Source organism: Pseudomonas sp. GW458-11-26-14-LB4 (genome assembly GCF_059423925.1).
Window position 1 is genome coordinate 15,558 of the sequence record NZ_JBWKYU010000026.1, and the last position, 18,582, is coordinate 34,139.

Annotated in this window: 21 protein-coding genes; 13 read left to right on the top strand and 8 right to left on the bottom strand. The window is 60.7% G+C overall.

The annotated features are described in order from the left end of the window. The first annotated feature begins 61 nt into the window (after nucleotides 1–61). Nucleotides 62–979 (top strand): LysR family transcriptional regulator, encoded by a 918-nt coding sequence (locus tag AC07XZ_RS26180; protein ID WP_102688252.1) that lies wholly within the window; start codon nucleotides 62–64, stop codon nucleotides 977–979. On the opposite strand, the gene AC07XZ_RS26185 is transcribed toward AC07XZ_RS26180, so the two are convergent. Continuing rightward, the gene (locus AC07XZ_RS26185) at nucleotides 952–1,278 is read right to left on the bottom strand and encodes an ElaB/YgaM/YqjD family protein (protein WP_011331820.1); all 327 of its coding nucleotides are present in this window, start codon (nucleotides 1,276–1,278) and stop codon (nucleotides 952–954) included. The genes AC07XZ_RS26180 and AC07XZ_RS26185 overlap by 28 nt on opposite strands. Before the next feature lie 156 nt (nucleotides 1,279–1,434). On the opposite strand from AC07XZ_RS26185, the gene AC07XZ_RS26190 reads away from it, so the two are divergent. After that, nucleotides 1,435–1,650 (top strand): dodecin, encoded by a 216-nt coding sequence (locus tag AC07XZ_RS26190; RefSeq protein WP_075947107.1) that lies wholly within the window; start codon nucleotides 1,435–1,437, stop codon nucleotides 1,648–1,650. A 128-nt stretch (nucleotides 1,651–1,778) separates the two neighbouring features. Further along, nucleotides 1,779–2,003, top strand: a complete 225-nt coding sequence (locus tag AC07XZ_RS26195) for a DUF1161 domain-containing protein (protein ID WP_085748065.1) — start codon at nucleotides 1,779–1,781, stop codon at nucleotides 2,001–2,003. 167 nt (nucleotides 2,004–2,170) lie between these two features. Here the strand turns inward: AC07XZ_RS26195 and AC07XZ_RS26200 are convergent, their stop codons facing one another. Continuing rightward, the gene (locus tag AC07XZ_RS26200; protein ID WP_039764807.1) at nucleotides 2,171–3,172 is read right to left on the bottom strand and encodes an LLM class flavin-dependent oxidoreductase; all 1,002 of its coding nucleotides are present in this window, start codon (nucleotides 3,170–3,172) and stop codon (nucleotides 2,171–2,173) included. Between the two features lie 243 nt (nucleotides 3,173–3,415). On the opposite strand from AC07XZ_RS26200, the gene AC07XZ_RS26205 reads away from it, so the two are divergent. Further along, nucleotides 3,416–3,847: an OsmC family protein gene (locus AC07XZ_RS26205; protein ID WP_011331817.1), complete on the top strand. Its 432-nt coding sequence runs from the start codon at nucleotides 3,416–3,418 to the stop codon at nucleotides 3,845–3,847. A gap of 103 nt (nucleotides 3,848–3,950) precedes the next feature. Next, nucleotides 3,951–4,190: a DUF1161 domain-containing protein gene (locus AC07XZ_RS26210; RefSeq protein ID WP_007953935.1), complete on the top strand. Its 240-nt coding sequence runs from the start codon at nucleotides 3,951–3,953 to the stop codon at nucleotides 4,188–4,190. Nucleotides 4,191–4,196: 6 nt separating this feature from the next. Here AC07XZ_RS26210 and AC07XZ_RS26215 read toward each other — a convergent pair whose 3' ends face one another. Both AC07XZ_RS26215 and AC07XZ_RS26220 read right to left on the bottom strand, forming a co-directional pair. Then, nucleotides 4,197–4,616 carry a PA0061/PA0062 family lipoprotein gene (locus AC07XZ_RS26215; RefSeq protein WP_102688251.1) on the bottom strand — a complete coding sequence of 140 codons (420 nt, stop codon included), beginning with the start codon at nucleotides 4,614–4,616 and terminating at the stop codon, nucleotides 4,197–4,199. Nucleotides 4,617–4,656: 40 nt separating this feature from the next. After that, nucleotides 4,657–5,079, bottom strand: a complete 423-nt coding sequence (locus AC07XZ_RS26220) for a PA0061/PA0062 family lipoprotein (protein ID WP_085748062.1) — start codon at nucleotides 5,077–5,079, stop codon at nucleotides 4,657–4,659. A gap of 58 nt (nucleotides 5,080–5,137) precedes the next feature. Here AC07XZ_RS26220 and AC07XZ_RS26225 point away from each other — a divergent pair, with 58 nt between their 5' ends. Then, the gene (locus tag AC07XZ_RS26225) at nucleotides 5,138–6,214 is read left to right on the top strand and encodes an aminopeptidase (protein WP_102688250.1); all 1,077 of its coding nucleotides are present in this window, start codon (nucleotides 5,138–5,140) and stop codon (nucleotides 6,212–6,214) included. Between the two features lie 113 nt (nucleotides 6,215–6,327). Here AC07XZ_RS26225 and AC07XZ_RS26230 read toward each other — a convergent pair whose 3' ends face one another. Together AC07XZ_RS26230 and AC07XZ_RS26235 are read right to left on the bottom strand one after the other, a co-directional pair. Then, nucleotides 6,328–6,978, bottom strand: a complete 651-nt coding sequence (locus AC07XZ_RS26230; protein WP_102688249.1) for an HAD family hydrolase — start codon at nucleotides 6,976–6,978, stop codon at nucleotides 6,328–6,330. A 28-nt stretch (nucleotides 6,979–7,006) separates the two neighbouring features. Further along, nucleotides 7,007–7,552: a gamma carbonic anhydrase family protein gene (locus AC07XZ_RS26235; protein WP_074689744.1), complete on the bottom strand. Its 546-nt coding sequence runs from the start codon at nucleotides 7,550–7,552 to the stop codon at nucleotides 7,007–7,009. Between the two features lie 62 nt (nucleotides 7,553–7,614). On the opposite strand from AC07XZ_RS26235, the gene prlC reads away from it, so the two are divergent. From prlC to AC07XZ_RS26250, 3 genes are all read left to right on the top strand, one after another. Continuing rightward, nucleotides 7,615–9,693, top strand: coding sequence for an oligopeptidase A (prlC, locus tag AC07XZ_RS26240; RefSeq protein ID WP_173896975.1), 2,079 nt, complete (start codon nucleotides 7,615–7,617; stop codon nucleotides 9,691–9,693). Next, nucleotides 9,690–9,980 carry a YheV family putative zinc ribbon protein gene (locus AC07XZ_RS26245; protein WP_007953955.1) on the top strand — a complete coding sequence of 97 codons (291 nt, stop codon included), beginning with the start codon at nucleotides 9,690–9,692 and terminating at the stop codon, nucleotides 9,978–9,980. The genes prlC and AC07XZ_RS26245 overlap by 4 nt, the downstream gene beginning before the upstream one ends. Before the next feature lie 112 nt (nucleotides 9,981–10,092). Further along, on the top strand, nucleotides 10,093–12,135 hold the full coding sequence (locus AC07XZ_RS26250; protein WP_102688248.1) for a M3 family metallopeptidase: 2,043 nt from the start codon (nucleotides 10,093–10,095) through the stop codon (nucleotides 12,133–12,135). On the opposite strand, the gene AC07XZ_RS26255 is transcribed toward AC07XZ_RS26250, so the two are convergent. Beyond that, on the bottom strand, nucleotides 12,122–12,766 hold the full coding sequence (locus AC07XZ_RS26255) for a phosphatase domain-containing protein (RefSeq protein WP_102688247.1): 645 nt from the start codon (nucleotides 12,764–12,766) through the stop codon (nucleotides 12,122–12,124). The genes AC07XZ_RS26250 and AC07XZ_RS26255 overlap by 14 nt on opposite strands. Nucleotides 12,767–13,062: 296 nt before the next feature. Between AC07XZ_RS26255 and AC07XZ_RS26260 the strand changes: the two genes are divergently transcribed. The 3 genes from AC07XZ_RS26260 to AC07XZ_RS26270 are packed head-to-tail and all read left to right on the top strand — an operon-like array spanning nucleotide 13,063 to nucleotide 16,910. Next, nucleotides 13,063–13,809, top strand: a complete 747-nt coding sequence (locus AC07XZ_RS26260) for a gluconate 2-dehydrogenase subunit 3 family protein (protein ID WP_102688246.1) — start codon at nucleotides 13,063–13,065, stop codon at nucleotides 13,807–13,809. Nucleotides 13,810–13,811: 2 nt separating this feature from the next. Continuing rightward, on the top strand, nucleotides 13,812–15,596 hold the full coding sequence (locus AC07XZ_RS26265; RefSeq protein ID WP_102688245.1) for a GMC family oxidoreductase: 1,785 nt from the start codon (nucleotides 13,812–13,814) through the stop codon (nucleotides 15,594–15,596). 12 nt (nucleotides 15,597–15,608) lie between these two features. Continuing rightward, nucleotides 15,609–16,910, top strand: coding sequence for a c-type cytochrome (locus tag AC07XZ_RS26270; RefSeq protein ID WP_102688244.1), 1,302 nt, complete (start codon nucleotides 15,609–15,611; stop codon nucleotides 16,908–16,910). 53 nt (nucleotides 16,911–16,963) lie between these two features. Here AC07XZ_RS26270 and AC07XZ_RS26275 read toward each other — a convergent pair whose 3' ends face one another. Continuing rightward, complete coding sequence (locus AC07XZ_RS26275) at nucleotides 16,964–17,266, bottom strand: hypothetical protein (RefSeq protein ID WP_007953977.1); 303 nt, start codon at nucleotides 17,264–17,266, stop codon at nucleotides 16,964–16,966. A 233-nt stretch (nucleotides 17,267–17,499) separates the two neighbouring features. On the opposite strand from AC07XZ_RS26275, the gene AC07XZ_RS26280 reads away from it, so the two are divergent. After that, complete coding sequence (locus AC07XZ_RS26280) at nucleotides 17,500–18,558, top strand: PA0069 family radical SAM protein (protein ID WP_007953978.1); 1,059 nt, start codon at nucleotides 17,500–17,502, stop codon at nucleotides 18,556–18,558. Nucleotides 18,559–18,582 lie beyond the last annotated feature (24 nt).

The window sequence follows — 18,582 nt, forward strand, 5'->3', positions numbered from 1 at the left end:
GACCTTCCAGACTGAAAACCGATAAGATCGCCACAACCTGTCAGGAAAACTCACAGATATCATGAGCCATGACCTCCCCCCGCTGAACGCCCTGCGCGCCTTCGAAGCCACCGCCCGCCTGAACAGCGTCAGCCAGGCTGCGGAGCAACTGCACGTCACCCACGGTGCGGTCAGCCGCCAGCTCAAGGTGCTGGAAGAGCATCTCGGCGTCAGTCTTTTCGTCAAGGACGGTCGAGGCCTGAAACTCACAGATTCCGGCATCCGCCTGCGCGATGCCAGCGGCGAGGCGTTCGACCGCTTGCGCAGCGTTTGCGCCGAACTGACCCAAAGCACCGCCGATGCGCCGTTCGTACTCGGTTGCTCCGGCAGCCTGCTGGCGCGCTGGTTCATTCCTCGGCTGGGACGCTTGAATGCGGATCTGCCGGACTTGCGTCTGCACCTGTCCGCCGGTGAAGGCGATCTCGACCCGCGTCGTCCGGGGCTGGATGCATTGCTGCTGTTCGCCGAACCGCCATGGCCGGCGGACATGCAGGTGTACGAGCTGGCCAGCGAGCGAATCGGCCCGGTCATGAGTCCGCTGTTCAGCGGCTACCAGCGCCTGCAATCGGCACCGCCCATTGCCCTGCTCGACGAACCCTTGCTGCACACGACTTCACGCCCGCAAGCCTGGCCGAGCTGGGCGCAGCAAAGCGGCCTCGACGCCAAGGCGTTGAAGCTGGGGCAGGGTTTCGAGCATTTGTATTACTTGCTGGAAGCGGCCGTCGCCGGGCTGGGCGTGGCGATCGCGCCGGAACCGCTGGTGACCGAAGACTTGAAGGCCGGTCGCCTGGTCGCGCCATGGGGCTTCAGTGAAACCCCGGCGCAACTGGCGTTGTGGCTACCCAAGCGCGCCGCAGACGGGCGCGCCCGGCAATTGGCGCAGTGGCTCAGGAACGAGCTGCGCCAGGCAGATCACTCGCCGCGCTTGAACAGCAAGTAAGCGGCCAGCAGACCCAGCGCACCGACCGCCACACCGGCGGTCGTCCACGGATGTTCCTGCGCGTAATCGCGGGTGGCGATCCCGGTCTCGCGGGTTTTGACTTTGACTTCTTCGTAGGCATCGCTGAGCAGGCTGCGCGAATGTTTCAGCGCACTTTCGGCATTGCTTTTCAGCGCCTTGAGGGTCTTGCGCGACTCGTCAGAAGCGTCGTCCTTCAGGCTTTCCAACGACTTGAGCAGACTCTCGATCTCCGCTTCCATGCTTTGCAACGAGGCTTTGCGTAACGAGGTGTTGGCCATGGTGGCTCTCCTGCATTGGTGATGAGTGGCGTGTGTTGTTTGGGACTTCACGGGTTCTGGAAAGTGCAGAAAATCTGAACTTCCCTTCGCCCAAGTCGCCGAAATCAACACGGCAAATCGCTGCTAGGCTCAATTGCACACTTCAAGGAGAACACCATGAGTGACCATCACACCTACAAGAAAGTCGAGCTGGTCGGCTCGTCCACCAGCAGCATCGAAGACGCTATCAACAACGCATTGGCGGAAGCCGCCAAGAGCATCAAGCATCTGGAATGGTTCGAAGTGACCGAAACCCGAGGCCACATCAAGGACGGCAAAGCGGCGCACTTTCAAGTGACCCTGAAAGTCGGGTTCCGGATTGCCAGCAGCTGAGTTTGGTCTACGCTTCTGAACTTGCGCGCTGGCCGAGTGCCATAGGAATGGCAATGCGCTACGAGGTGAGTGCATCGAGCGAACGGCTCGATGCCTGCCTTTTTTAATCCGACCAGGGAGTGCGACCGATGAAGAAGTTCATGTTGGCGGTAGGTTTGTTGAGCCTTGCGGGTGGTGCGTTTGCTGCCGGCAAGCCTTGTGAAGAACTGAAGGCCGAGATTGCAGCCAAGCTGGATGCCAAGGGCGTTTCCGGGTATTCGCTGGAGATTGTCGACAAGGGTGCGGCCAGTGGCGGCAAAGTCGTCGGCACCTGCGAAGGCGGCGCCAAAGAGATCGTCTACACCCGCGGCTGATCACGCCGGAAAAACAAAAGCCGACGCTATGCGTCGGCTTTTTTGTTGGTAATGATTTTTCATGTGGGAGCGAGCCTGCTCGCGATGATTGTGTCAGTCACTCAAGACGCTGGTTGACATGGCGCATTCGCGAGCAGGCTCGCTCCCACAGGAAATCAGAGTGAATTTCAGCCCTTCATCACCTGCGCCAGCAGCTCGTAGGAATGCAGGCGATCGGCGTGTTCGTACAGGTCGCACGTGAAGATCAGTTCGTCAGCCTGGGTCTGTTCGATCAGCACTTCGAGTTTCGCGCGGATTTTCTGCGGACTGCCGACCATCGCCAGACCGAGGAAATCCCCCACCGCCTCACGTTCATGGGGCAGCCACAGGCCATCCATGGTTTTCACCGGCGGACGCTGCACCAGACTTTGCCCACGCATCAGCGCGAGAATTCGCTGGTACACCGAGGTCGCCAGGTAATCAGCCTGTTCATCGGTATCGGCCGCCACCAGCGGCACGCCGAGCATCACGTACGGTTTGTCGAGTACCGCCGATGGCTTGAAGTGATTGCGGTAGACGCGAATCGCCTCATGCATGAAGCGCGGTGCGAAATGCGAGGCGAAGGCGTAGGGCAAACCGCGCTCGCCGGCCAGTTGCGCGCTGAACAGACTGGAACCGAGCAGCCAGATCGGCACGTTGGTGCCGGTGCCCGGCATCGCGATCACGCGCTGATCCGGGGTGCGCGGACCGAGGAAGCGCGCCAGCTCAGCCACGTCTTCCGGGAAATCATCGGCACTGCCGGAGCGCTCACGGCGCAAGGCGCGGGCGGTCATCTGGTCGGAACCCGGCGCACGGCCCAGGCCGAGGTCAATCCGCCCCGGATACAGGCTTTCAAGGGTGCCGAACTGCTCGGCAATCACCAGCGGCGCGTGGTTGGGCAGCATCACGCCACCGGAGCCGACCCGGATGGTCGACGTGCCGCCGGCCAGATAGCCCAGCAACACCGAGGTGGCAGAACTGGCGATGCCGTCCATGTTGTGGTGCTCGGCAACCCAGAACCGGGTATAGCCGAACTTCTCGACGTGCTGCGCCAGATCCAGCGAGTTGCGCAGCGACTGCGCCGGGCTGCCGTTCTCGCGCACCGGCACCAGATCAAGGGTGGAAAACTTTACGTCGGACAGTTGCTTCATAAACCTGCATCTCCGATTGAGGGCGCAGGTGTGTTCTTGGCGAACGCAAACCTGCCCAATTCATAAGCGTGTTCTGTGCAATGAGGGCATATACCCGAGTTTCAATAGCCAAACCGAAATTTCCTACTAAAAAAGTCAACGATTCACTTGGGCTGAACTTTGTTCCGGCGTCTATCCTCAGAAGCCTTGCAGGCAAAAACCACGACGGCGCGGCGTCTCGCGCCCGATTTGAAGGAGGCACACATGGCTATCGTGAAGAAGGCATCCGCGCATTGGGAAGGTGACCTGAAAACCGGCATCGGCTCGATTTCCACCGAAACCGGCGTCCTGCGCGAAGCACCCTACGGCTTCAAGGCCCGCTTCGAGGGCGGCAAGGGCACCAATCCGGAAGAACTGATCGGCGCCGCCCATGCGGGCTGTTTCTCCATGGCGTTTTCGATGATTCTCGGTGACGCCGGGCTCAAGGCCGACAGCATCGACACCCAGGCCGAGGTCACGCTGGATCAGGTGGATGGCGGCTTTGCGATCACCGCAGTGAAACTGATCCTCAAGGCAAAAATTCCGGGAGCGACCCAGGCGCAGTTCGAAGAGCTGAGCAACAAGGCCAAGGAAGGTTGCCCGGTGTCCAAGGTGCTGAATGCGAAGATCAGTCTCGACGCATCGCTGGTCAGCTGACTGCTTTGAGCCTAATCAGAACCCGCCAGGCAAAAATGTGGTCGAATAAATGACAGCAGCTTTCGCGCATCTTCGTGCGCGCTGCTTCGATGGAGCTTCAACCATGAAACGTTTTGCCTTGGCGGTTATCTGTGGCGTGCTGGCAACGTCGGCCTTCGCAGCGCCCAAAGACTGCGAAGAACTCAAGCAAGAGATCGAAATCAAGATTCAGGCGAACGCCGTGCCCTCCTACACCCTGGAGATAGTCTCCAAGGAAGAGGCTGAAAAACACGACATCGCCATGATCGTCGGCACCTGCGACAACGGCACCAAAGCCATCATCTATCAGAAGAACGACCGCTGATACGCCTCAGATGATGCAGTTGACTTCGCGGTCCTCGGCGACGATTTCCCGCTTGTCGTTGTACAGGCGGGCACTCGGGGTAAACGCCAGCGAACGGCCTTCGAGCAAGTAACGCTGGCCCGCCTCGAAATGATCGTAGCGGATGGTCAGGTAGCACAGACGCTCCACGGGGCCGGTCATCAGGCTGCCGCCTCCGCCGAACACTTCAAAGTCGAAGCGTACCCGTAGCTCGTGGCTGCCGGGCGTGACCTGGAAGAAGCGCCCGTCAGTCAGCCGCCTGTTGTCGAGACGCTCGGCCATCAGCAGTTTTCCGCCGGGGGTTGGCGTGGAGAATTCGACCCAGGCCATGTTCGGATCGACGGGGGGCAACGATGTCTGGCACCCGGCGAGTACGCCTGCGGCCAGCAACAGCATCAACGTGCGCATGATGGATGTCCGTGAGTTCGGACCTCCAGCATAACGCCGATCAGGTTCGCTGGCAGCCCGCTGGCGTGCCCTGGCCCACCACGTTGCGTTGTTGGTCATAGAGCTTGGCCCACGGACGGAAACCGATGCTACCCGCCTGCAACTGATAACGCTGGCCAGCGTTGAAATCCTTGAATTTCACGTTCAACTGACAATCGCGCCACAGCGGCTCGGCATCCGGGCCGATGTTGGTCGCCTCGACCGGGAATTGATAACGAACCGTCAGTTCATGGCTGCCGGGCTGCACTTCGAAGTAACGATGATCGACGGAAGCCTTGTTGTCGACTTCCAGCGCCTGCAACGCTGTGTCCTGTTGCCGGGCATCCAGATCGATCCAGGCTTGCGAGGGGTCAGGGGACGGCATTCCGAATCCGGCACAACCGGCCAGCGTCAGCACGCTTCCTGTCAGTATCAACATGCGCATAGCGGAGCTCCAATGGGCGGGATAGTCTTGGGCAGACTTTCCGGGGGGATTTCTTATTTTGATCAGGCCGCTTCCAAGCCATGGGTTACTTGATCGCGTTTTGCGGATTTTGTTTCCGGGTGTGATGATTTTGTTGCTCAGCGGTTGCTCAAGCCTGAGCTATTACAGCCAGCTGGCCAGCGGTCAGCTGCAGCTTTTGCGGGCGCGGGAGCCGGTGGCCAAGGTGATCGCCGACCCGACTCGCGATGCCAAACTGCGCACTCATCTGGCCCAGTCACAAAAAGCCCGGGCCTTCGCCAGTGAACACCTGCACCTGCCGGACAACCAAAGCTATCGCCTCTACGCCGACATCGGTCGGCCGTTTGTCGTGTGGAATGTGTTCGCCACCCCGGAGTTTTCCCTGAGCCCGCAGAACCATTGCTTCCCGATTGCCGGTTGCGTGGCCTATCGCGGCTATTACAGCCAGAGCGCGGCGCGGGGCGAAGCCGCGATTCAGCGCCTGCAAGGCATGGACGTGTCGATCGGCGGCGTCGAGGCCTACTCGACCCTCGGCTGGTTCAATGACCCGATCCTCAATTCGATGATGGGCTGGGGCGACGAGCGTCTGGCGACGCTGATCTTCCATGAACTGGCCCACCAACGTTTCTATGTGAAGGATGACACCGAGTTCAACGAGTCCTTCGCGACCTTCGTCGAGCAGGAAGGTACGCGGCAGTGGCGAGCGTTTCGGGGCTTGCCGCCGGAAAACGACTCGAAACTGAAGCAGCGGGATCAATTCATTCAGCTGATCCTCGACACCCGTTCACGCCTCGAAAAACTCTATTCACAACCATTGGCGACAGCGCAGATGCGCGAGCGCAAGGCGGCGGAGTTCGAACGGTTTCGACAGGATTACCGAGCGATGCGCGATGACCAGTGGGCCGGCGACAAACGCTATGACGCCTGGGTCAATGCGCCGTTGAACAACGCACGGCTATTGCCGTTCGGGCTGTATGACCAGTGGGTGCCGGCGTTTGCGGCGTTGTTCAGGCAGGTTGGTGGGGATTGGGTCAGGTTTTACGCAGAGGTCGAGAAGTTGGGTGGCTTGCCAGTCGTTGAGCGTAAGTCGGCTTTGAAAGTGCTGGCAGGCTCATAAACCTACAGCGGCTTTCAGGCCCATCGCGAGCAGGCTCGCTCCCACAGGAAACCGAGTTCCGGTGCTGAAACGCGGTCACTGTGGGAGCGAGCCTGCTCGCGATGGCTGATTCATCAGCGCCGCAAAAATGCCTGATGCAACTGATCCAAAGTCTCGAAGTGATAAGCCGGCGCCTCGGCATTCAACTCTTCAAAACTGCCAAACCCATAACCAACAGCCGCCGCATCCAGCCCGTTGCTGCGAGCACCGATCAGGTCGTGTTTGCGGTCACCGATCATCAACGTACTGGCCGGGTCCAGTCTTTCCTCGGCGATCAGGTGGGCAATCAGCTCGACCTTGTTGGTACGGGTGCCGTCCAGTTCGCTGCCGTAAATCACCTTGAAGTGTCTGGCGAAATCAAAGTGCCGGGCGATTTCCCGGGCGAACACCCACGGCTTCGACGTCGCGATATACAGCTGCCGACCCTGGCCGCTCAGGGTTTCCAGCAACGGCGTGACGCCCTCGAACACCCGATTCTCGTACAGGCCGGTGACCTTGAAGCGCTCGCGATAGAAATTCACCGCCTCCCAGGCTTTCGCTTCATCAAAACCATAAAACTGCATGAACGCCTGCAACAGCGGCGGGCCGATGAAGTGTTCCAGCTTGGTCAGGTCCGGCTCATCGATGCCGAGCTTGCTCAAGGCGAACTGAATGGAACGGGTGATGCCCTCACGCGGATCGGTAAGGGTGCCATCGAGGTCGAACAGTACGGTCTGGTAATGCATGAAAAATCCCGGGCAATAGAGAGAAAAATCAGAGCTGGTCGTAGCCTTCGGCCAGATGCAGGTCCTTGAGCTTCACGTAGTTCGCCGCGCTGTAGGTGAAAAAGGCGTTTTCCTTGTCGGTCAGCGGACGGACCTGTTTCACCGGACTGCCCACGTACAGGAAACCGCTTTCCAGGCGTTTGCCCGGTGGCACGAGACTGCCGGCGCCGATGATCACATCGTCCTCGACCACCGCGCCGTCCATGACGATGCTGCCCATGCCGATAAGTACGCGGCTGCCGACCGTACAGCCATGCAGCATGACCTTGTGGGCGATGGTCACGTCATCGCCAATCAGCAGCGGAAAACCGTCCGGGTTGAACGGGCCAGCGTGAGTGATGTGCAACACACAACCATCCTGCACGCTGGTGCGCGCGCCGATGCGGATGCGGTGCATGTCGCCGCGGATCACGGTCAGCGGCCACACGGAGCTGTCTTCGCCGATTTCGACGTCGCCGATCACCACCGCGGAGCCGTCGACAAAAGCGCCTGGGCTCAAGCGTGGGGTGTGATTCTGGTACTTGCGAAGGGACACGATTAGTTCTCTCTCTGTCGCCGATAGCTGCGGTGGGTGTCGATTGTAATTAAGATGGGCGCATGTTTCTTCCAGCCAAGGTGCCAACCGTGAGCGTGAACAACCCTCTTCTGCAGTCCTACGACCTGCCGCCGTTCTCCGCGATCCGTGCCGAACACGTGCAGCCGGCCATCGAAACCATTCTGGCCGACAACCGCGCCGCCATTGCCGAAATCCTCAAGACCCAAGGCCAGAACCCGACCTGGGCCGGGCTGGTGCTGGCGATGGACGAACTCAATGATCGCCTGGGCGCAGCCTGGAGTCCGGTCAGCCACCTCAATGCCGTGTGCAACAGCGCCGAACTGCGTGAAGCCTACGAGTCGTGCCTGCCGGCGTTGAGCGCCTATTCCACCGAAATGGGCCAGAACCGCGAACTGTTCCAGGCTTATGAAGCCCTGGCCAACAGCCCGGAAGCCGCCGGTTTCGACGTGGCCCAAAAAACCATTCTGGAACACGCCCTGCGCGATTTCCGTCTGTCGGGCATCGACCTGCCGGAAGCCGAACAGAAACGCTACGCCGAAGTGCAGAGCAAGCTGTCCGAGCTGGGCAGCCGCTTCTCCAACCAGTTGCTCGACGCCACTCAGGCCTGGACCAAGCACCTGACCGAAGAAGCCGCCCTCGCCGGCCTGACCGATTCGGCCAAGGCGCAAATGGCCGCTGCGGCACAGGCCAAAGGCCTCGACGGCTGGCTGATCACCCTGGAATTCCCGAGCTACTACGCGGTGATGACCTACGCCCAGGACCGTGCGCTGCGCGAAGAAGTCTACGCCGCCTACTGCACCCGTGCGTCGGATCAAGGCCCGAACGCCGGCCAGAACGACAACGGCCCGGTGATGGGCGAAATCCTCGACCTGCGTCAGGAACTGGCCAAACTGCTTGGTTTCTCCAGCTTCTCCGAGCTGAGCCTGGCCACCAAAATGGCCGAATCCAGCGATCAGGTGCTGAGCTTCCTGCGCGATCTGGCCAAGCGCAGCAAACCGTTTGCCGCCCAGGATCTGCAACAGCTTAAGGCTTACGCCGCCGAGCAGGGCTGCGCCGATCTGCAAAGCTGGGACAGCGGTTTCTACGGTGAAAAACTCCGTGAACAACGCTACAGCGTCGCCCAGGAAACCCTGCGCGCCTACTTCCCGATCGACAAAGTGCTCGGCGGCCTGTTCGCCATCGTTCAGCGCCTGTACGGCATCGAAATCGCCGAACTGAAAGGCTTCGACACCTGGCACCCGGACGTGCGCCTGTTCGAAATCAAAGAAAACGGCCAGCACGTCGGTCGCTTCTTCTTCGACCTCTACGCCCGCGCCAACAAGCGTGGCGGCGCGTGGATGGACGGCGCCCGCGACCGTCGCCGCACCCTCGACGGTGTACTGCAAAGCCCGGTGGCCAACCTGGTGTGCAACTTCACCCCGGCCGACAGCGGCAAGCCTGCGCTGCTGACCCACGATGAAGTGACCACCCTGTTCCACGAATTCGGCCACGGCCTGCATCACCTGCTGACCCGCGTCGAGCATGCCGGCGTTTCCGGCATCAACGGCGTGGCGTGGGACGCAGTCGAGCTGCCGAGCCAGTTCATGGAGAACTGGTGCTGGGAGCCGGAAGGCCTCGCGCTGATTTCCGGCCACTACGAAACCGGCGAGCCGCTGCCACAGGATCTGCTGGAAAAAATGCTCGCGGCGAAAAACTTCCAGTCCGGCCTGATGATGGTGCGCCAACTGGAATTCTCGCTGTTCGACTTCGAACTGCACGCCACTCACGGTGACGGCCGCAGCGTCGCGCAGGTTCTGGAAGGCGTGCGTGACGAGGTGTCGGTGATGCGTCCTCCGGCCTACAACCGCTTCCCGAACAGCTTCGCCCACATCTTCGCCGGCGGTTACGCGGCGGGTTACTACAGCTACAAGTGGGCGGAAGTGCTGTCGGCAGATGCCTTTTCGAAGTTCGAAGAAGACGGCGTGCTGAATGCCGACACCGGTCGCGCCTTCCGTGAAGCGATCCTGGCCCGCGGTGGCTCGCAGGAGCCGATGGTGCTGTTCGTCGACTTCCGTGGCCGTGAGCCGTCGATTGACGCACTCTTGCGCCACAGCGGCCTGAGTGAGGACGCGGCAGCATGAGTGAGGCACCCGTGAAGACCAAAAAACGCTTTATCGCCGGGGCGGTCTGCCCGGCGTGCAGCGAGCCGGACAAACTGATGATGTGGAGCGAGGACGATGTCCCGCACCGCGAATGTGTGGCGTGCGGCTACAGCGATACGCTCAATGCCCAAGGGCTGTCGGTGCCGAAAGAGCTGGGCACGCGGGTCAACACCAGCGCGCTCAAGCCTGCCCCGGACAAAACGGTTCAGGCGGTGCAGTTCTTCCCGAATCCGAAGTTGAAGAAAAAGCCCGACGAGCAGCACTGATCCTCAATCACCTTCCCCGATTCGTCGGTGGAAGGTGGTATTGGCTTAACACCTGTCCCCCGCACTTGCTTCGTAGGCTGGCCTTTTGCGCCACGCCTCGAAGGAAGCTGCCATGCCCGACACCAATCCCCTCCTGCAACACTGGACGCTGCCACCGTGGCCAGCGATTCGCGCCGAGCACCTGCTGCCGGCGGTCACCAGCATCATTGCGGACAACCAAAGAATCATCGCCCAGGTGATCGCCAGTCAGACCGAACATCCCGGCTGGGATGATCTGGTACTGAGCATCGACGAAGCCGACGCGCGCCTCGGTGAAGTTCGCTCGATTCTTGAAACGTTGTCGATGGTCAGATCCGACGATGCGGTCTGGCTCGTGGAAAGCGCCAAGGCGCATCTGGCGATCAATCAGTATCGCTCCGATAAAGCCCGCAATCGCCCTTTGTACGAGGCTTACCAGCGGTTGGCACAAAGCTCGATCGCCGGCAGTTTCGATGAGTCGCGCAACATCGCACTGTCGCGGATTCTGCGTCGTTTCAAGCAGTCGGGCATCGAGCTTCCTGCTGAACAGCAACAGGAACTGGCGCGGTTGAACCGCGAGATCGGCGGGTTGGAGTACGTGTTTCTGGACAACCTCGAGCGCTGGGCCGAGGCGTGGAGCAAACGTATTGACGATATTGCGCTGCTCGCAGGCTTGTCGCCGGCCATGAAAGATCGGCTGGCACTCGCCGCACGCCAGACCGGGCATGACGGCTGGTTGATCCGGCTGGACCAGAACACCTGCCAGCACATCCTCAAGTACGCCGAAAACCGCGCCCTGCGGGAGGAATGCTACGTTGCCTACATGACCCGTGCCTCCGATCGCGGGCCGCTGGCCGGTCGCTTCGATAACGGCCCGGTGCTGACCAGGCTGCTTGCCCTGCGCCAGCAAAAAGCCCGTTTGCTCGGCCATGAAAACGCCGCGCAACTGAGTCTGGCCAAAAACAGCACCCGGACGACGGAATGGGTCAGTGGTTTTCTCCAGCGTCAGGTGGCGCAGCTGGCACCTGCCCTCGCGCAGGATGCAAAACAACTGGCAGCCTTCGCGCAGCAACGCGGGATTGACCGGGTTCAGCCGTGGGATGAAGATTTCCTCGCCGAACAATGGCGCCAACAGCAGTTTCCCGTTGCGCTGGAAAACCTGCGTGATTACTTTCCGCTCGAGGGCACCCTGCGCAGGCTCTTTCTGTTCTGCGAACGAATGTTCGGGATACGCATCGTCGAGCGGTCCGGTGGCGGCCACTGGCATGACGATGTGCGCCTGCTGGAAATCAGCGAGCATGAACAGGTCATCGGCTACATCTACCTCGACCCGTTTCACCGCGACAACGCGGTGGACTTCCCCGGCACCTCCACGCTGCGCAATCGCCGGATCAACGCCGAAGGCCGCCCGGCGCTGCCGATTGCCCTGCTCTACAGCAATTTCACACCGGCCACCGATACCCATCCGTGCTGGCTCGAAATCGACGATCTGCGGGTGCTGTTTCATGAGTTTGGCCATTGCCTCCAACACGTGCTGACACGCTCGCCCCATCACAGCCTGTCCGGCATCCTGCAACTGGGCCATGAAGCGGCGGAGTTTTCCGGGCAGTTGTTCGAGCAGTGGTGTTTGTCGCGGGAGTTTGTGCTGTGGCTCGGCGCGCATTTTCAGACCGGCGAACGCTTGAGCGCCACACGGGTCGACGCGGCACTGTCAGCTGCTCAGGCCCACTCCAGCCGGCAGCAGGCCTTGTTGCTGATGGGGGCGATGATTGATTTCGAGCTGCACCTGACCCCCGGCGACGGGCGCTCGGTCGAGGAGGTCTGCACCGACGTGCAGCGCAGCCTGAGTCCTCTGCAACTGCCGGGCGATCACCGGTTTGCCAATGGATTCGATTACATGGTGACCCAGTACGACGCTTCGGTTTACGCCTACGTCTGGTCGGGCGCGCTGGCTCAGGAAGCGTTCAAGCGCTTCAACCGGGACTGGGTGTTCAACGCGCAAACCGGCCGAGAGTTCCGCGCCACGTTCTTTGCACCAGGTGCGGGGCGTCCGTTGCTGGACGCGGTAGAAGCGTTCATCGGCCGGCCGGTCGCCGGCCTCGTTGACGTGGAGGCCGGACGGGTCACTTCAGATTGACCGTCTGAAACCAGCTCTTCATCGAGCACGTGGCAAACGCGCTGGTGCTGCAATCGCCATTGGCCAGCGCGGTGCGCAATTTATCGACATCGGCCTGCATCACGTAGCGCACGCTGTCCCGGAAGTGCCCACTCTCCCCAAACCCGCCCTGGGTCATTTCGTTCAGGGCGTCTTCCTTGCTCCAGCCCTGCACGACGATCCGGTACATCGCCGCCATCAGGCCGGTGCGATCGGAGCCGTGCTTGCAGTGCATCAACACCGGGCCATCGGCTTCGGCGGACTGGATGGCACGCAGGGTCTTGAGCACGTCACTGTCGTCCACGTGATTGGTGCGATAGGGCAATTGCACCTGATGGATACCGGGGGCTTTCAACCATTTGGAATCCGCTTCCGGCAGGAAGTTGATGACCGTGGCCACCTTCAGGTTGTTCAGCAACGGTACCGCACCGTCGTCGGGGAGCGCGCTGCGATACAGCGTGGGCGACATCTGGAACAGGTTGTATTGCACCTCTACCGGTTGCGCCCACTCGACGGGACGGGAAGCCGGAGTGTCCGCGGCCTGAGCGGGAATCCAGCTGAACAGCGCAAACAGCGACAAACAGAATGCGGAGGAAAAACGCGTCAGGAACATGCTTTACGGCGACCGTGTGGGTTTCGTCAGTGAAGGCCACAGCTTGCGAGCCTCGCAGTCAAATCCCTGTGAGGCGCTTGTAAAAGAATCGTGAAGACACCGGTTCCCTTGGTCGAAAAGTGGTCTTTTTTTGCTGAATCGGTTCATCCGGTTGCTTAGCCTGCTACCATTTGTCACATCATGTTGCAGACGCGTCCCCTTTCTCCCGGTCATTCCGGCCACGTCGCAGCCAGAAAATTCTTGAGCCGTTCGCAGAAACGGCTGACAACCATCAATGCCTGATGAGGTGCATACCCATGTCTGATGAAGATCGAGACAACCCGCGGCGTGAGTTTTTGCGCAAATCCCTGACCCTGATTCCGGTCGTGACTCTGGCCGGCAGCGGTCTCGGCAGCACGGTGCTGCAAGCAGCGCCTGAAAGCGCGCCTGCCATAGCTCCGGCGAAAACGGCCGCCTTTGAGGCCAGCACTTATCAGCCGAGCTACTTCACCGCCGAAGAGTGGGCGTTCATCAATGCCGCCGTCGCGCAGTTGATCCCCAACGATGCGCAAGGCCCAGGTGCACTCGAAGCTGGCGTGCCGGAATACATCGACCGTCAGATGAACACCCCGTACGCCGCCGGTGCTCTTTGGTACATGCAGGGCCCGTTCAATGCCGACGCCGCGCCGGAGATGGGCTGGCAGAGCAAACTGGTGCCGAAAGAGATCTATCGCCTCGGCATCGCCGCCACGGATCAGTGGGCAAAATCCATCAACGGTAAAACATTTGCCGAGCAAGACAGCGCTACCCGAGACGATCTGCTCAAGCAGCTTGAAGCCGGAAAACCGCAATTCGACACGGTTCCGGCGAAGATTTTCTTCAGTCTGCTGCTGCAAAACACCAAGGAAGGGTTCTTCTGCGACCCGATCCACGGCGGCAATAAAGGCATGGTCGGCTGGACCATGATCGGCTTCCCCGGCGCCCGCGCCGATTTCATGGATTGGGTGGAACGCAACGAGCAGTACCCCTTCCCGGCAGTTTCGATTCGCGGCGAGAGGGCGTGAGCATGGCAACGGTAATGAAGAAGGTCGACGCAGTGATCGTCGGTTTCGGCTGGACAGGCGCGATCATGGCCAAGGAGCTGACCGAAGCCGGACTCAACGTGCTGGCGCTGGAACGCGGACCGATGCAGGACACCTACCCGGACGGCAACTATCCCCAGGTGATCGACGAACTCACCTACAGCGTGCGGAAAAAACTCTTCCAGGACGTTTCCAAGGAAACCGTCACCATCCGTCACAGCGTCAACGACATCGCCCTGCCGAACCGCCAACTGGGCGCGTTCCTGCCGGGCAATGGCGTGGGCGGCGCCGGTTTGCACTGGTCGGGCGTGCACTTTCGGGTCGACCCGATCGAGTTGCGCATGCGCAGCCACTACGAAGAGCGCTACGGCAAAAGCTTCATCCCCAAGGACATGACCATCCAGGACTTCGGCGTCAGCTATGAAGAGCTGGAACCGTTCTTCGATTTCGCCGAAAAAGTCTTCGGCACCTCCGGCCAGGCCTGGACCGTGAATGGCCAACTGGTCGGTCAGGGCAAGGGCGGCAACCCGTACGCACCGGATCGCTCGAACCCGTTCCCGCTGGAAGCGCAGAAAAACACGGTTTCCGCACAGCTGTTCGGCAAAGCGGCTACCGAAGTCGGTTACAAACCCTACAACCTGCCTTCCGCAAATACGTCGGGGCCGTACACCAATCCCTACGGCGCGCAGATGGGCCCGTGCAACTTCTGCGGTTTCTGCAGCGGTTACGTTTGCTACATGTATTCCAAGGCGTCGCCGAACGTGAACATTCTGCCAGCGCTGAAGCCGCTGCCGAATTTCGAACTGCGGCCGAACGCTCATGTGCTGCGGGTCAACCTCGACAGCACGAAAACCAAGGCCACCGGCGTCACCTACATCGACGGTCAGGGTCGCGAGATCGAGCAACCGGCGGATGTGGTGATCCTCGGCGCGTTCCAGTTGCACAACGTACGGCTGATGCTGCTCTCCGGCATCGGCAAACCGTACGACCCGGTCAGTGGCGAAGGCGTGGTCGGGCGCAACTTCGCCTACCAGAACATGGCCACCATCAAGGCGTTCTTCGACAAGGACACCCACACCAACAACTTCATCGGCGCCGGCGGCAACGGTGTGGCGGTGGATGACTTCAACGCCGACAACTTCGATCACGGACCGCATGGCTTCGTCGGCGGCTCGCCGATGTGGGTCAACCAGGCCGGCAGCCGACCGATCGCCGGCACCTCCAACCCGCCGGGTACTCCGGCCTGGGGCAGTGCGTGGAAACGCGCCACCGCCGATTACTACACCCACCAAGTGTCGATGGACGCCCACGGCGCGCATCAGTCCTACCGTGGCAACTACCTCGATCTGGACCCGGTGTACCGCGATGCCTACGGCATGCCGCTGCTGCGGATGACGTTCGACTGGCAGGAAAACGACATCAAGATGAACCGCTTCATGGTCGAGAAAATGGGCAAGATCGCCGAGGCCATGGGCCCGAAAGCCATCGCAGTGATCGGCAAGAAAGTCGGCGACCACTTCAACACCGCGTCGTACCAGACCACCCACCTCAACGGTGGCGCGATCATGGGCACCGATCCGAAGACCAGCGCGCTGAACCGCTACCTGCAGAGCTGGGACGTGCACAACGTATTCGTCCCGGGCGCCTCGGCATTCCCGCAAGGCCTGGGCTACAACCCGACCGGCCTGGTTGCCGCGCTGACCTACTGGTCGGCGAAAGCGATCCGCGAGCAATACCTGAAAAACCCCGGCCCGCTGGTTCAGGCTTAAGGAGCGATGACCATGAAGACTCTCGTTATCGCGACCCTCGCGCTGCTCGGCAGCACGGCCGTTCATGGCGCCGAAGTTGATCAATCCTTGATCAAGCAAGGCGAATACCTCGCCCGTGCCGGCGACTGCGTGGCCTGCCACACGGCCAAGGATGGCAAGCCGTTCGCCGGTGGCCTGCCGATGGAAACCCCGATCGGCACGATCTACTCGACCAACATCACCCCGGATAAAACCGGCGTCGGTGACTACAGCTTCGAGGATTTCGACCAGGCCGTGCGCCATGGCGTGGCCAAAAACGGCAGTACCTTGTACCCGGCGATGCCGTACCCGTCCTACGCCCGTGTCAGCGAAACCGACATGCAGGCGCTTTACGCCTACTTCATGCACGGCGTGGAACCGGTGGCGCAAGAGAACAAGGCCAGCGACATCCCGTGGCCACTGAGCATGCGCTGGCCGCTGATGGGCTGGCGCTGGCTGTTCGCACCGAAGGTCGAGGATTACAAAGCCGCGTCGGACGATGCCGTCGTCAGCCGTGGGGCGTATCTGGTGGAAGGCCTCGGACATTGCGGCGCCTGCCATACGCCACGGGCCCTGACCATGCAGGAAAAATCCCTGAGCGCGGCCGAAGGCAGCAGTTTTCTGTCAGGCAGTGCGCCGCTGGAAGGCTGGATCGCCAAGAGCCTGCGCGGCGACCACAAGGACGGTCTCGGCAGCTGGAGCGAAGAACAACTGGTGCAGTTCCTCAAAACCGGTCGCAGCGACCGCAGCGCGGTGTTCGGTGGCATGAGCGACGTGGTCACCCACAGCATGCAGTACATGACCGACGCCGACCTGACCGCGATTGCCCGCTACCTGAAATCGCTGCCGGCCAATGATCCTGCCGACCAGCCGCACCAGTACGACGAGAAAGCTGCCAAGGCCTTGTGGAACGGTGATGACAGTCAGCGTGGCGCGTCTGTGTACATCGACAACTGCGCGGCGTGCCACCGCACGGACGGCCACGGCTACACCCGGGTGTTCCCGGCGCTGGCAGGCAATCCGGTGCTGCAATCGGACGACCCGACCTCGCTTATCCACATTGTGCTCAAGGGCGGCACCTTGCCTGCGACGCACGCAGCGCCATCGACCTTCACCATGCCGGGTTTCGCCTGGCGTCTGTCGGATCAGGAAGTGGCGGATGTCGTGAGCTTTATTCGTGGAAGTTGGGGTAACAAGGGCTCCACCGTCACCGCAAAAGATGTTGCCAAGTTACGTACCGACGATATGACTACAACATCAGCCGGTGATCTTGGACAAGTAACAAACCACAACTAAACGCAATAAACCCTGCATGATCAGTCATGCAGGGGTTATTTATTTAATGGCTGTTACGGATTGGTAATACTGGCATAGGCTTTGGCCAGAGCAACCAGTTTGGCTCGATCCTGCTCACCGATTTCACCGTCACGATCCACATCGTGCTCCAGACGGCCGATGCTGAAGGTATGGCCGCCATCCCGGGAGGTCGCGGTGACAAAAATCGGATCAACCAGCATTTCGGTCTGCACGCCAGCCTCGGCATCCCAGCCCAGTTCCTTACGCGCCAGTTGCATGGAAACCAGTGTATTGGGTTCCGATGGACCGGGCTGCATCAGTTGCAGAAAAATACCGCGCGAATTAAAAAACGACATCATCAAATCCTTTTGTCTTTTATATAGTCAAGTGGTGTGAAGCGAAGTGGATACTACGAACTTGAACAGTAAACGAACAGCCAACTTATGTTTCTTCAATTTGCACAACTGCAACTTTAGCTCTAGACAAACTTGCAACTAACCGCTCGATTTATTGATCGACGGCTGAACGGTAGTGGATCATCCGCCACCTTGCGGATACTGTATGCATGTACAGATAAAGGAAATCCGTGATGACCAGCCCATTGCCTCCGCGCGGTCGCGGCACCGCGACCAACCCGCACAACCGCTTCGCGCCGAGTCGTTCGGTGGCCGAGGATGACGGCTGGTTTCAGGAAGTGCCTTTGACCCAGGGCACCGAAGTCAGCTTCGAAACCGCGAAGACCATCATCACCCGCAACACCTCGCCGGACCTGCCCTTCGACCGCTCGATCAATCCCTATCGCGGCTGCGAGCACGGCTGCATTTATTGCTATGCACGACCCAGCCACGCCTATTGGGACATGTCGCCGGGGCTGGATTTCGAAACCAAACTGATCGCCAAAACCAACGCCGCCCAGGTGCTGGAAGAACAGCTGGGGAAAAAAGGCTATCAATGCGCGCCGATCAACCTCGGCTCCAATACCGATCCCTATCAGCCGATCGAACGCGAACACCGGATCACCCGCCAGACCCTCGAAGTGCTGCTGCGCTACCGGCATCCGGTGACCATCGTCACCAAGGGCTCGCTGATCCTGCGCGACCTCGACCTGCTCACCGAACTGGCGCAACAACGGCTGGTGGCGGTGATGATCAGCCTGACCACCCTGGACGACGAACTTAAACGCATTCTCGAGCCCCGCGCCGCCGCGCCCAAGGCCCGGTTGCGGGCAATCCGGGTCATGCGCGAGGCGGGGATTCCGGTCGGTGTGCTGTGTTCGCCGATGATTCCGATGATCAACGACAGCGAAATCGAAAGCCTGCTGACCGAAGCCCACGCCGCCGGTGCCCAGAGCGCGGCCTACATGATGCTGCGCCTGCCGCTGGAGGTGGCGCCGCTGTTCGAGGAATGGCTTGAGGCGCACTACCCGCAACGTGCGGCGCATGTGTTGAGCCTGATCCGCCAGAGCCGTGGCGGTGAGCTTTACGACAGCCGTTTCGGCGCCCGGATGCGCGGCGAGGGGCCGTTCGCCGACCTGCTCGCCCAGCGCTTCGCCAAAGCGCTGAAACGCCTGGGCCTCAATCACCGCGAAGGCTTCAACCTCGATTGCACGGCCTTCTGTCCACCGGGTCGCCAGATGGCGCTGATTTAGGGTCAATTGGCCTGTGGTTGAGAG